The 14,423-nt window shown below is 29.4% G+C and carries 7 protein-coding genes; 6 read left to right on the top strand and 1 reads right to left on the bottom strand.

Annotated elements, in window-relative coordinates:
• Window positions 1-137: 137 nt before the first annotated feature.
• From psc1_RS02200 to psc1_RS02190, 3 genes are all read left to right on the top strand, one after another.
• The gene (locus psc1_RS02200) at window positions 138-2,339 is read left to right on the top strand and encodes a hypothetical protein (protein ID WP_373375494.1); all 2,202 of its coding nucleotides are present in this window, start codon (window positions 138-140) and stop codon (window positions 2,337-2,339) included.
• Between the two features lie 73 nt (window positions 2,340-2,412).
• Window positions 2,413-3,327 carry a hypothetical protein gene (locus psc1_RS02195; protein ID WP_373375493.1) on the top strand — a complete coding sequence of 305 codons (915 nt, stop codon included), beginning with the start codon at window positions 2,413-2,415 and terminating at the stop codon, window positions 3,325-3,327.
• A gap of 40 nt (window positions 3,328-3,367) precedes the next feature.
• Window positions 3,368-4,822 carry an ATP-binding protein gene (locus tag psc1_RS02190; protein ID WP_373375492.1) on the top strand — a complete coding sequence of 485 codons (1,455 nt, stop codon included), beginning with the start codon at window positions 3,368-3,370 and terminating at the stop codon, window positions 4,820-4,822.
• A gap of 71 nt (window positions 4,823-4,893) precedes the next feature.
• Here the strand turns inward: psc1_RS02190 and psc1_RS02185 are convergent, their stop codons facing one another.
• Window positions 4,894-5,103 (bottom strand): hypothetical protein, encoded by a 210-nt coding sequence (locus tag psc1_RS02185; RefSeq protein WP_373375491.1) that lies wholly within the window; start codon window positions 5,101-5,103, stop codon window positions 4,894-4,896.
• A gap of 243 nt (window positions 5,104-5,346) precedes the next feature.
• Between psc1_RS02185 and psc1_RS02180 the strand changes: the two genes are divergently transcribed.
• The 3 genes from psc1_RS02180 to thiI all read left to right on the top strand — a co-directional run bounded on the left by psc1_RS02180 (window position 5,347) and on the right by thiI (window position 14,422).
• The gene (locus psc1_RS02180; protein ID WP_373375490.1) at window positions 5,347-11,502 is read left to right on the top strand and encodes a hypothetical protein; all 6,156 of its coding nucleotides are present in this window, start codon (window positions 5,347-5,349) and stop codon (window positions 11,500-11,502) included.
• A 2-nt stretch (window positions 11,503-11,504) separates the two neighbouring features.
• Window positions 11,505-12,131, top strand: a complete 627-nt coding sequence (locus psc1_RS02175) for a hypothetical protein (protein ID WP_373375489.1) — start codon at window positions 11,505-11,507, stop codon at window positions 12,129-12,131.
• Window positions 12,132-13,135: 1,004 nt separating this feature from the next.
• Window positions 13,136-14,422, top strand: a complete 1,287-nt coding sequence (gene thiI, locus psc1_RS02170; RefSeq protein ID WP_023161435.1) for a tRNA uracil 4-sulfurtransferase ThiI — start codon at window positions 13,136-13,138, stop codon at window positions 14,420-14,422.
• The last annotated feature ends 1 nt before the right edge of the window (window position 14,423 follow it).

The following is a 14,423-nucleotide window of genomic DNA, read 5'->3' as shown; positions in this document are numbered from 1 at the left end:
ATAATGCAAAAAAACATTATTAGAAAGGAAGAATTTTTAGTTAGTTATATTATCAAATTAAAGAATTTTTTTTATTTTTGCCATTGCTGGCAGATAATTTATTCCGATATTTTTTTAAGAAAGGGCATCTAAACTAAATGAAAGAAAAAAAATCATTAAAAAAAATAATTATCTATGGGACGCTTATTTTAGTTAGCTTGTTGTTAGTTGGTGGATTTTGTTGCTGGTGGTTTGGTTGGTTTAATTCAAAACCATCAAAAGAATCATCAACTCAATCAGTTAAACCGATTGACGCTGAAAAAAGAATGCAAGAGTTAATTACTGACAATCAAGCTTTTAATAACGTGTTGACTGAAATAGAAAATATTAGATATCAACATTATCCAGCCACTTATTTAGATTTGAAAAACCAAGAAGAAGAAAAAAAAGGATTAATCGAAGTTTTTAAAACTATAATTAAAAATTATCAGACTAAATATAAAAACTTGAAAGATATAAAGGAAAAAGAAAAAACTCAAAAAGAAGCCGAAGAAACTGCAGCTAAAAACGCAAAAGAAAGATTAGTAAAAGAACTTGCAACCTTACAAAGCAAAGAACCACAAAAAACCCCAAAAGAAGACGAAGAAAAAGAAGCTAAAAATCAAATTGCTATCTTATCTTATCAAATTAAATCTTTAGAAAAAAGCAAGATAGAAACAAAAATTAATAACGCAAGAGGAAAATTAGAAACTCTACAAGGGAAAATTGATGGTTTAAAAACACAAATTAACGGAATTACAAGTTTAGAAGAAAACCAAAAAGTATTTAAAAGAGAAGAACTCGATGATTTACAAAACCAAAAAGAAGACAAAGAAAAACAGAAAAACGATTTAAATTCTAGCCTTACAAATGATAAGGAAACAAAAAAAAACTTAGAAAGTGAAATTAAAAAATTACAATCTCAATTATTGTCTAATAATAATAATTTAGATGAAATAAATCGTAATTTATCAAATATTACTCCCAACGAAAAAGAAAGATTAGTAAAAGAACTTGAAACCTTACAAAGCAAAGAAGAAGCAAAAACTCAAGAAGAAAACAAAGAAACTGCAGCCAGAACTCAAAAAGAGAAGTTAAAAGCTGAAAGCAATTATTTAGATAAATTTATTACTTTTTTAAGAAATTTGAAATATAATGATGATATTTGGAAAAGTAACGAAGAAAACGAAGACGAAGAACAAAGTCAAATTGATGTTGTAGAGGTGTTTATTAAACATAATCCATCAATCATTGACGTTTTAATTAAACAATTAATTAACCAACTCCAAAATGAAAGCAAAGACATAAGTTTTGAATTGTTCCAAGCAGTAAATGACATTAATTTAAAAGAAGAAGAAATAAAAGCAACAAAAAATAATTTAGAGTTGATGGCAATTAAAAGAAATTTATTAATCGCCCAACAAATCTTAAAACAATATTATGTCGAACTAAACAATTTTTTAACTCAACAAAATAACCCCTCCCAGCTTTTAATCCATCAAAGGGCTTTGAGTGAATTAAAATATTACCTCCTACGTGCCATCGAGGCAACAGATCAAATTGAACGTCAAAACAAACTCTCTGAGAATGAGAAGGACGAGGTAAAGGCAAAAGGAAAAAATATTATTTCTTTTGTGGCAAACATTATAGGTAATAACTACATAACTCATCGAAAAATACAAGAAAAAACAGCTAAATCACTACCTGAATCAATAATAAAAAAGTCAAAAGAAGAATTAAAATATTGGCAAAAAAACATTGTTTTACCTTACAAAGGCGAAATTAAAGAGGAAAACATTGAACAACAAAAACTTCTAAAACTAATAATTACTAACCCAAAAAAAGATCCAAACTCTGAAAAAAGCGAAATTGCTTTTACATTTAAAGAAACCCAACCAAGCACAGCAACAACTCCATCAGCTGCAGAAAAAACTCAACCAGCTGCAGGAGTGCCTCACCCAGACACAGTAACAACTCCATCAGATCAACCAATTCAACCAGAAAATCCCGAAGTAAATCAACATAAATTTGAATTTGAAAAAGCAGAAACAATACTGCATCAATGGCCTTCAGTTTTTGAAAAACAATTTGACAACGATTTTAAAACCAAATTTAGCGAATTGATGGGTGAAAGACGATATGAGGAATTTAAAAAACAAATTGCCTTCGAAGGTGGTTTTAACCAATTGACAAACCAATCAAATCTTGGATACCGCTTTTTAGCTCTTGGTTGCCAAACTAATTTTGCTAACGACATCAATAATCCTGACTTTATTGACTTATTAGAAAACATATTTGATTTTGGTTGGCAAGCAAGATAATAAGTTAAAAAAATTATTTTAAGACAATATTTTTAATTTTGAAACATAATTTTAAAAAAGGAATAGAAAAAAAATGACAAAACAAAATAAAAAATTAACCGTTTTTAATGTTACATTAAGTATTAGCTTGATTTTATTAGTTTCTATCATCATTTATTTTATCTTTACTTTACACACCAAAGTAACTAATTTGCAAGAAGAAATCAAAAAACAAACCCAAAAATTAAATGATTTAGAAATGAATAATCAAAATAATTCCAGTGTTGTATCAAACCAACCAGAAAACTCTTCTCTTACTGACTTATTAAAGGATTTAAAAGAAAAATTAAAATCATATGGCCGTATTATTGACATAATTTCAAATGACTCCTCCGCCTCAAATGACTCCTCCAACGAACAAACAATAGAAAGTTTAAAAAAAAGTAAAACTAAATTAGAAAAAGAAATTGAAGAAATAGAAAAAACTATTAAAGATGAATTAGAAGACAAAAAAAGTGATGCGGTTTTTCAAAGGGCAATTGAAACTTTTCAAAGTTTAGAATCAACTTTTACCACTACTGGAGAAAAGCAAGATTGTGTCCAATTAATTAGTTTAATGAAAACATACCAAGTAGTAGCTGAAAATAGAAATAGTAAAATAAAAGAGTTAGAAAACAGTCAAAAAACTCTTAATATGGCAGCATCATCTAGATTAGAAGAAGAAATTAACAACCAAAAAACCAAAATTGAGAGTCAAAAAGAAAAATTAAAAAAAATAAGAATATATTTAAACAATTACGCAATAATAATCAGTTTATATTTAGAAGATACTATTAAACTTCAAACATTAATGAAGTCAGAAAACACCTCACCAACAATTAAAGCCCAATTAAAACAAATTAAAGCCACTTTAAGTAAAGAAATGACTAAAGATTTATTAAAATTAAATAAATTAAATTCACGAGATGATGAATTAATTCAATTTTTAGCTAGTTTACGTGACGAGTAAAAAATGCATTACGATCAAAAAGAGAAAGGTTTAAGTTAAAATGGAAAAAAATAACAAAAGCGATTCATCCTTACCAAAAAAGAATTGGACTTTTTTAATAGCCATTGTTTGTTTAAGTATCTTAACAATTGTATCGTTTATTTTTGGTACAGTCGCTTTCATCAGCAATTTAAAACAACCTCCCAACGATGCTTTACAACAACCACCATTTCCTGATTCAGACGAAGGACTAACTCCTCCACCACCGCAAAATACAAGCGGCATTAAGGGTGATGCTTTAAAAGGTTTGTTAGAAGCGTTCGCTCCACCAGAAACTAATTATGAAAACTTCCCAGGTTTTGATGTGGTTCATGGTTTAAAAGAGCCGATTGAACAATTAAAAGAGATTGCTCACCGTTTTGATCCAGCAAACGCTAAACATTACCAGAAAATAGCACCAATAAAACCGATGGAATATCCCAAAGGAGCCGTTTTGTATGGGCCTCCAGGAACTGGTAAAACTTTGTTAGCTGAGTGTTTTGCCAAAGAAGCGAAGATGAATTTTTACATTATCACCCCAAAAAACACTTTAGAAGAAATTGAAGCTATTTTTAGAAAAGCACGCAGAAATAGTCCTTCTTTGATTTTTGCCGATGAAGCCGAAGAAATTATTAAATCAAGAACTTCTAAACTTTTAGAAGAAGGAGATACTAAAAAAACCGATTTACTGTTAGCCGAAATTGATGGAGTTAAAACCGACAAAGAAAATCCAGTCTTTTTCTTGGCGGCAACCAACCATAAAGACAAAATAGATTCTGCCATCCTTTCGCGTTTAGAAAGCATTTATATCGGCTATTTTGGTCCAGAAGAAAGAAAAGCATTTATTGACTTAATGATAAAAGTCAAAAAATTTCGGATCGAAGAATATACCAAAAACTATTATTTAGACATAATCATGCAAAAATTCAATAAAGCTTTAGAACACCCTGAAATGTTTGCCATCGCCTTAAAACACGGCTTTACTATTCCAGCTTTAGGGGGACAAGAAATTAAAGGTAATAAAACTGACAAACACCCACACGGTAATTTAGCCCCTTTAGGAGATAGTATAAAACGACAAGAATTAATGGCAATTTATGCTCGTACTGAAAATAAAAATATCGCCGAAATTGAAACCAAGCTTGCTTTTGATTTTAACTGGGATAGTTTAAATGAAGCCGATATGAAACAAAAATTACAATTAGAAAAAGCACTACAAGAAGCACGCGAACAATTTAATAAAGATAATAAATTACCATATGATATTGAAGATTTAGAGAAAGTCAAAGCTCATTTCTACGATCTTTTATCAGGGCGAAAATTAGAAGCCTTTATTGTTAAAGCAGCGATGAAAGCTGGAAAAAATAAACATGAAGATATTACAATAGGTGATTTAGAAGAAGCTTTCCGTGATTATTTCGGTTACCAAAAAGAATTTGGCGAAACTAATAGAAACTACGAGCTTAAATCTTTTTAAACTAAGAAAAATGCTGGTTGGAAAGTGATTGACTTTTTAAAAGCAGGAGTTAAGAAACAAAATATTAACATTCAAGAACTATTTAAACCAGCAGAAATTGAAGCGGTCCATGAAGCATTTCTCCAAGAAATAAGAACAAACCTAACAGGTGAAGGAGCAAACCCAACAGGTGCAGGAACTGATACAACAGGCGCAGGAACTGATACAACACCACCAACTAACCCAGCTGCAAAAACAACACCACCAACTAACCCCTGACCTTGATAACAAGGTTGTTTCATTTAAATCAAAAAAAAGTAAGCATGACAAAAACCGAAAAAAAGAACAACAAAAGGTATAAAATTTGAAAAGTAGTAAGAAATGAAACAACTATCTTCAAAGCAGCAACAAAAAAGCAAATTAAAACTATGTAACCCCACCAAAAAATGCAAAAGTCACAACAAAAAAATTAACAAAACAAAAATCAAATGACTATCAAAGCCATGACTTTGAAAAAAACAATTTAACAAAGGAGGCGATAACTGTTGAAAGCCACCCAAACTAGGCGCCCAAAAAAACTGCCAAAAAGTGCCAGTCAATTTCGAAAAAATATTTATTATTTGCAATTTTGGCTTATCGTTGGACTAATTTGTAGCTCCTTTTTTAATTTCCGAAATCATATTTCAGTTTTCGGAGCAAACAACAAAGATGAAAAAAAACAACAACAAGATGCTTATTACAACCACCAAAAAGAAACTATCTTAAAGGAAATCAAACTTAGACAAGGCCAAAATGGTTTTGTGTTATTTGATTCTTTCTTTAATACTTTCGAATTTGAAGAATTATTTTCCAAAAAAAATTATGGAATTGATGAATTAAAAGAAAAAATAGAAAAAATGTTAGAAGGAGCAGATAAAAGAGTCTTAGAGACTAAATTATATCTTTTTGAAATCTTCATCAAAGAGATAACTGAAATTGCAAAATATGATGATATTACTGAAGAAAAGAATTCAAAAGAAAAATCTTTGAATTATTTGGAAAATTTTATTCAAAATCTTTCAGAAGAAGAAAAAGAAAAAATTAAAGTATTAGAAGAAGAAATTAAAGTATTAGAAGAAAAGGAAAAAAATTTTAATTTAAAAGAGTTTGTCCAAAGAAAAAATTTTGACATTAAACAAGACTACCTTTATTTTATTGCTGATTGTATTTTTGAGTTGCCAGATGAATATCGATATTACGATTCAAATTCTGATGAAATACCTCCAGCCCAAAGATTATTATCTGATCTAAAACGAACTCAAGTTTTTAGTCATTTAAAAGAGCCTACCAATCTCCAATTTAAAATGGAGTATTTACGTATTTGGCGCAAAAAATTACCCCGATTGTATGAGATACAAGATATCTTATTTAAACAATTAGACAAAATTGAATACTCTAAACTGTTTAAAAAACAGTTAGAAGAAACGATCAATGATGAAAATTTAGAAAAGTTGTATAAGGAATATTTAATCACGAAATTAATGCATCACAATAATGGTGAAGAAACTCAACAACTTTATGATCAATTTATGGCAGAAAACTCAGTTCAATTTGCTACCCCAGAAGCTAAAGAAGCTTTTTGGCAAGAAGCAAAATCCTCCGGAAATCAGAAAAAAGGAAGTCCTAGTGATTTTAAAAATTCCTTAGAAAGACTTGTATGTCTAAACAAAGAGGAAAGAAACGAATTATCATTCACCGAAAAACAACTTCAAAACCTTATAACAGCTACTTTAAAAAAGTGGAGTGATGGACTCCCGACAGCTGACGAAGCATTATCAACACTAAATCCAAATCCCAGCCAAAACCAAAAATTAAAACCCTTAATTCAAGATTTTTTAAATACTCAAAAAGAAATTGAAGAAAACCAAAATCGTGAAACTGACAGTACACGCCAAACTGCATTACAAAATGAAATAGTAACATTAGAACGTGAAATTACTTCTCAAACCCCTTCAAACCCAACACAACCTAACGAATTGACCTCTTTTTTGAGTAACGCACAATCTTTTTTGAACTCTTATATTTGGGAAATCGAACTGCCAAAAAATTTTCCAAACCCACCATTAACTCCTTTACGTTTTGACAAAAAAGATTTGGTCTCAAAATATAATGAATTAAAATACGATAAATTAAAAGAAGCTAAAGATGCTATAGAAAGAAAAATATCATCCTTTCAAGAACAAGAAAAAGAAATTGAAAAAGAAATTGACAAACTGATTGAAGCTAATCCTAGTTTATATAAGATAGAAGCAATCGAAGCTATGACTTTCATTACCAACAATTTTATTAATAGTCAAGAAATCCTACCAAAATTAACTTCAGATGTTTCTTATTGGATAAATTATAATTACAAATCTTATAAAGAAAAATTATACGATATCAATGATAGTATTATCAGAACACTCAAAATTATTAACAATAATTATTGTAAATGGCTATTACAAAGTAGTTGTATTTCTGAGGAAAACCAAATTTTTAAAAAGTTAGTTGACAAACAAAAACTGACTCTTATGATGGCTTTAGATATATATATAGAAGAATTTAACGACGCTTACGATGATGTAAAAGCACAATTAAGACAGTATATAAAATGTCTAGACCAAGATTTAGAACAGCAAAAAAAAGATATTGAAGCTATTTATGCAAATCGAAGTCAAGATGATGTTTTTTTGTTAACAAGTAAAGAACAAATTGCCATCTTAGAAAAACATCTTGACATGATTAAACAAAATTTTATTTTTTCACCTTTAAAAAAATTAGAAGAACAACAAACAGAAATCAAAACTCGTCGAAATGAAATGTTTGATTTGTTTCAAAACCAACCACTAAAAGCTCAAGTAGTCAAAGAAGATTTTGCCTCACTAGCAACAACTTATTTTGACAAAACTATTCCTTTCCAAGAAAATACACAAACTAAACTAACAGCTATTTACAAATACCAAAAAAAATATGACGATTTTTTAGATGAGCAACTTGAACCTAGGAAAAAAGAAATCGAAGTTTTAATTCAAGAAGTTCAAAACTCCAAAGAAAAATCTCAAATAAATGAAATAAATGAAAAAAATAAAATTATTTCTATCTTGAAACAATTAGCTCCCAACATCGAACAACCGCAAATCAATGATTTAATGCCAAAAATAAAAGCTTTATCATCTAAATTTGATGAAACAGAAAGAAAAGAATTGATTGAAGTATTACGAAAATTACCAAAAGAAAGCCAAACAGAAGGCGAAAACAGCGATGTTGTTTCCCGAAATGAAAGCAATAGCACTTCCCAAAATGAAAGTGATGATGCTTCCCAAAATGAAAGCAATGGCACTCCCAAAAATGAAAGCAATGGAACTCCCAAAAATGAAAGCATTGAAACTTCCCAAAATGAAATAAATCCATCAACAATAGTTTTGTCAGAAACTTTTTCACACCAAGATTTATTAAAGGAAATAGAGCTAATTTCACCAAACTTAGAAAGTACAACAGAACAAAAAGACAATTCACAACAAATGGATTATTCTTTGAATAATTTAGAATGGATCGAACAATTTTTAACTAACTATCAACGAAAATTGACCGAAAAGTTTGAAGAATATCGAATTAGATTATCCAATGAAGAAAATAATTTAGCTGATGCTTTAGAATTAATTAAAGAAAAAATTAGGAAGATTTTCCAAGACCAACTAACCTCAGACGAAATTCACAAAGAACACAATTTTCAAAAAGCTAAGGATTATGTGGAAAAAGGAATAGCTATAATCACTAACCCTCGTTATTTTGAACCAAACTCGCCTTTAAATGAATTTTTACAAACACCTGACGAACAACAAGCAAAAACTGAAAACCAACAACCAAAAGGAGATGGCGGACAAAATCAAGAAGGAACTCCAGCAGCTGAAGGAACTAACAACGAAAAACCAGAAGGAACTAACAACGAACAACTAGAAGAAAACGCTTCAACTACTGTTACACAAGTAGAAGCACAAAATATTGCTGAATTGTTTGAAGCAGAAGACTTACAAACATTTAAAAAAGCTAACAAAGCTTTTCAAAGTGTGAACGAAAAATATAACCAAATAGATGCAAACACCGAAGGTTTAAAAGAAATTGAAAAAGGATTGCCTAAATTTCATGCATCCCCTACACCACCTAGCACCTCAACCCAACCACCTAGCACTCCAATCCTTACACAACCAATCCAACCACCTAGCACCTCAACTCAACTATCTAGCACACAAGAGGGCGAGACCCCACCAAACCAAGAACCAAACTTCCAAATTCCGCCAGAAACTAAAGAATTAATAGTTAAAGCCCAAACACAACAAGCAGAAGAAATTAATAGAGACAACATTGCAGACAATTTAGAAGAAAACAAAAAGAAACTAGTGCAATTAACAAATGAAATTAAGACTTTAACTGAAAATACTATTCCGAATACAAAAAAGGCGATAGAAAACAAAACAAATGAAGAAAATGAAGCTAGAAGACAAAAAGAAGACTTAGCAGGTGAGCTTAAAAACTTACAAAATGAAAAAACAAGCAAAGAAGAAGCAAAAACTCAAGAAAAAACCAAAGAAAATAAAGCCAGAACTCAAAAAGAAAGCTTAGCAGGTGAGCTTACAAAATTAAAAAATGAAAAAACAAGCAAAGAAAAAGCAAAAAGACAAGAAGAGCGAAACAAAGCAAATGCTAAAAATAAAATAGATGAATTAACAAGTGAAATTAATACTTTAACTCAAACTACTATTCCAGCAAAAGAAACAGCAAGAAACAAACAAAAAAAGAAAAAAAATGAAGCTAGAAGACAAAAAGAAGAGTTAGGACGAAAAATTCAAGCTTTAAAAGACCAACATAATATCACAGCAAAAGAAACAGCAAGAAACAAACAAAAAAAGAAAAAAAATGAAGCTAGAAGACAAAAAGAAGAGTTAGAAAGACAGCTTAAAAACTTACAAATTGACAAAAGAAACAAAGAAAAAGAAAAAACTCAAGAAGAAAAAAAAGAAACTGCTGCTAGAAATAAAATAGTACAATTAACAAAAGACATTAATATTTTAAATACTACTATTCAGGAAAAAACAAGGGAAAAAGAAAACAAAGAACAAGAAGAAAGAAATTCGATTGAAAAAGAAAATCATCTTCAAAACCAAGAATGTGTTCCATTACAACAAGAAAGAAACACTTTGGAAAAAAAATTCATCGATCAAATTACAAATAATCAACAAAAAGAAATAACAAGTAAAATTGCAAACCTCAAAGAAATACACACTAAACGTGCTTTAATTCCTGGTTTAATCTTACTTCAATTAAAACAATTCCAAAAAGATCCAAACTCACAACAAAACCGTTTAAACACTGCTACAAAACAAATTCAAATCCGCTTTCCATCATTTAGCGTCATCAAAACTCAATGGAACAACACCAACACCAAAATAGACTTTTTTGACGGTCAAGTGTCTGGCATTAAGTATAGAGTTTATTTTGATGATAGTAATGCCATTATTAAAATAGATGAACTAAATTCAGCTAATCAAGTCACAAGAACCCTATCAGCAGATGAAAATGAATACACCCAAAAACTCAATCAAATAAAAGAGGATTTAAAGCGTGCATCCCCTTCCGAAGTTCATCCTTTAATCGATAAAATCGATGAACTTCAAGCCCAATTCGCACTAAAATTAAAGAATTTTTTTGAACAACAACGTCTAACAAATAAAATTAAAGCTCAAAAAAAAACATTACAAGGTGAAATTGCCGTTTTAGAATCACAAATAAACAATCAGACAACAGCAAAAAGACAAGAAGAAAAAAAAGAAACTGCTGCTAAAAATAGAATAGTACAATTAACAAGTGAAATTAATACTTTAACTCAAAATACTATTCCAGAAAAAGAAACAGCAAGAAACGAACAAGAAAAGAAAGAAAAAGAAGCTAAAACTAAAAAAGAAGACTTAGCAAGAGAGATTGAAGTTTTTAATCAACAAAATAAACCTATCGAATCAGAAAAAAAACAAGCAGAACAAGAAGAAAATGAAGCTAGAAGACAAAAAGAAGAGTTAGAAAGACAGCTTAAAAACTTACAAATTGACAAAAGAAACAAAGAAGAAGAAAAAACTCAAGAAGAAACCAAAGAAAATGAAGCTAGAAGTAAAATAGATGAATTAACAAAAGACATTGATATTTTAAATACTACTATTCAGGAAAAAACAAGGGAAAAAGAAAAAAAAGAAAAAGAAGAAAATACCGCTAAAACTCAAAAAGAAAAATTACAAAGTAAAATTACTGATTTGGAATCACAAATAAAAGATAAGGAAACAAAAAGACAAGAACAAGAAAAGAAAGAAAATGAAGCTAATACTAAAAAAGAAAGATTACAAGTTGAACTTAAACAATTAGAAGAAGATTTAGAACGAAAAAAAGCAGAAAAGCAAAATTTAGAACAAAATATCATCCCAGATTTAGAAAGACAACTTGGAGAATCATGTGAAAGACATACAAACTTAACACAATTTTATCAAGAAGCACAAGAACGTTTTGTTAATTCCTTAACCAATCCACCCCAACCTTTTATCATCAATTTTGGCGAAGTTTTTAACCCTCAACCGCCTTATTCTTTTACAACGTTTCCACCAAAAAGCACAAGCAAACCCGAACCAGAAGGGAGTAATTGATGATGTCAAAAACTTATTTTAATCGCACCAAAAAATGGCTAATTGTTTTTTATTTGATGGCTCTTAACATCTTTTTCTTAGTAGTTATTTATTTTGACAATCACTTATCAATCCAACGCTCCTTCTTAGATTTTTTTGGACTTTATCACCCAGAAACAAAAGAAAAGTTGACCGAAGAAGAAATCACTGCCTATCATGAAGCGGGGCATGCCTTAATCACTCTTTTGTATCCGCAAAATTATAAACTCCGTTATGTCACTATTGTGCCGCAAGGATATACTTTGGGACATTCTGATCATCAAGTTTTAAAAAATAATCCTCAAAAAAGTGTTTTAATTGCCTTAGGCGGGACTGCGGCTGAAGCTTTAATTGCCAACAATCATCAAATGGATAAAAAAACGGTTGGTAAAGGTTCTGGTTCTGATTTTAAGAAAGCTCGCAAGATTTTAAAAAAAATTTCTTTAAACCCTAAACAAGATTTTGATTTATCGTTGCAAAAAGTAGAACATTTGCTTTCCTTAAACAAAGAAACCTTAGATCAAATAGCTCGCCGTTTGATGCTTAAAAAAACTTTATCACCCGAAGACCTTCATCAAATTTGTCAAAAATACCCTTTAAAAGAAAAATAACAACAAATTTGTCCTATAAAAACAAAAAAATTAGTCAATTTTGGCTTTATAAAAGTTTATTCTTAAGAAATTCTTTTAGCTTAAATTATAAAAAACGAATTAACGAAATTAAAAGACTCTATCAATTAGGGTCTTTTTTTTAATATCTTTGATTTTTTATAGTTTTTAAGAATTGTTTTAAGTTTTAATTTTTAAAATTTCAAATATCATACTTTTAAAAATTCAACAGTCAGCCTATCTACACAAAATGCTTATTCATTTTCTTAATTTAATCTTCAATTTTTTTGCTATTGTTTTTCTAATCCTAGCCAAACTAATTAGGTGGTTTTGTTTTTTTGAGGTGGTGGCAATAATGTTTTTTTCAAAACTGAAATGATAACATTTTTTAGAATCATTAGTTCTTTTAGTTTCAGATTTAAATTGGTTGGCTAGTTGCTAAATATCTTTTTTGGCATTTTTAAATAATAATTATCTGTACCAAAAATAACTGAATTACAAATATAACTAACTTAAAAGCCAAAAGTACCCAAAAAAAGTCATTTCAACTCTTATTTCACTTTTTAACAATCAAAAAAATAAAAAAAGTAATAAGAGTTAAAGATTAAATGATATAATCGTCGGAAAATAAAAGACAAAACATAAAATTGAAATTAAGCCAGCTCTAATAATAAGTTAATATTAAAAAACTTGAACTCAAAGCTTAAGAATAACCCAAAAAAAACTAAGCTGTTTCCAAAATTTAGCCACTTTTTACTTTTTAAAAAAATATTTCTTTAGTTTGAAAAGATATTGAAATTATTAATTAATTTTTTTAACCTTAAAGGGTAATTTTAAAATTAAAAAGTAGGAGCACATTATTAAATATCAAAATGTTATAATGAAAATGTTATAATGAGAGTGTAAAAAATTATTTTTCTTTCTTTTTTAAGTGCTTTTTGTTAGAGCCACAAGTTTGGCAGTAAAACGCTAACATTAACAACAAAAACTAATTTGAGGTTATATTCATGAAGCAAAAAAGAATTTTAATACGGTTTGGTGAATTGTTCCTAAAAGGCAAAAATAAAATATTTTTTATTCAAAAATTAAAACGACTTTTACAAAACAAAACCAAAGATCTAGTGGGGGTCAATTTAGAAGTCAAATATGATTATGCTTATCTAGATTATCATGCTACTTTAGAAACTGAAGTTTTGAAAAGATTATCTTACGTTTCAGGCATTTCTTCTTTTGTTATAGTAACAAAAGCGAGCAAAAATATCGATGATATTGTCAAAAAAGCTTGTTTATTGTTGCAAGAAAAAGTCAAAAAACCGGCTTTATTCAAAATTGAGACGATCAGAAAAGATAAATGCTTCCATTTGACTAGCATAGAAGTAACTCAAAAACTTGCTCCTTTAATTTTAAATTTTTTCAAAAGTTTATTACAAGTCAATGTCAAAAATCCGGAAGTTATTTTAAATATCGAAATTAGAAAAGACGAAGTTTATCTTTATTTAAAAAATGAACAACAAAAAGCTTTGGGTGGCTTTCCTAACTCTTCTGCCGGAAAGGGGCTAGCTTTTTTAAGTGGAGGGATCGATTCTCCGGTGGCAGCTTATTTAGCGATGAAAAAAGGGATTGCAGTTGAATTATTTCATTTTGATTCAAGCCCCCTCACTCCCTTAGAGTCGGTGCAAAAGGTTATTGATTTGGCTAAAATTTTATGTCGTTATGCTACCAACAGTCAAATTAAATTACATCTAGTCCCGTTTCGTGCTTTACAAGAAGTTATTAGCAAAAAAGTTTCTGATCCTTATATTATTAACATTATGCGTCGAATGATGTATCGTTTAGGTAACGAATTTGCGCACAACAACAATCATTTATGTTTGATTAACGGCGAATCGGTCGGACAAGTAGCTAGCCAAACTTTAGAAAGCATGCAAACGACTTCTAATGTTACAAATATCAACATTTTAAGACCTTTAGCGACGATGGATAAAAGCGAAATTATTAAAATCGCTCAAAAAATTGATACTTTTGATATTTCAATTCGAGCCTTTCCGGATTGTTGCACCATTTATCTCCCTGAAAAACCTGTCACCAGGCCAACTATTCAAAAAGCCAAAAGAGAAGAGACCTCTTTGGACTATTCTGATTTATTAAAAACTGCCTTAGAACAAACTATTACTTTAAAAATTCAACAACATTTGGATTTTAACATTTTAGATTTTGGTTTTTATGATGTCAAAGAAGCGATTGATAATTTTTGCAAGCAAAATCCGGAACAAAAATTGGTTTTCAAAAGATAAA

The sequence above is a fragment of the Candidatus Phytoplasma solani genome, assembly GCF_041729705.1.
Lineage (GTDB): Bacteria > Bacillota_I > Bacilli_A > Acholeplasmatales > Acholeplasmataceae > Phytoplasma > Phytoplasma solani.
This window is presented reverse-complemented; position numbering and strand designations above follow the sequence as displayed.

Coding starts and splice junctions, on each gene's coding strand:
- psc1_RS02190 (WP_373375492.1), top strand. CDS start 3,368: ATGGAAAAAAATAACAAAAGCGATTCATCCTTACCAAAAAAGAATTGG.
- psc1_RS02175 (WP_373375489.1), top strand. CDS start 11,505: ATGTCAAAAACTTATTTTAATCGCACCAAAAAATGGCTAATTGTTTTT.
- psc1_RS02200 (WP_373375494.1), top strand. CDS start 138: ATGAAAGAAAAAAAATCATTAAAAAAAATAATTATCTATGGGACGCTT.
- psc1_RS02185 (WP_373375491.1), bottom strand. CDS start 5,103: ATGAAACAACCTTGTTATCAAGGTCAGGGGTTAGTTGGTGGTGTTGTT.
- thiI (WP_023161435.1), top strand. CDS start 13,136: ATGAAGCAAAAAAGAATTTTAATACGGTTTGGTGAATTGTTCCTAAAA.
- psc1_RS02195 (WP_373375493.1), top strand. CDS start 2,413: ATGACAAAACAAAATAAAAAATTAACCGTTTTTAATGTTACATTAAGT.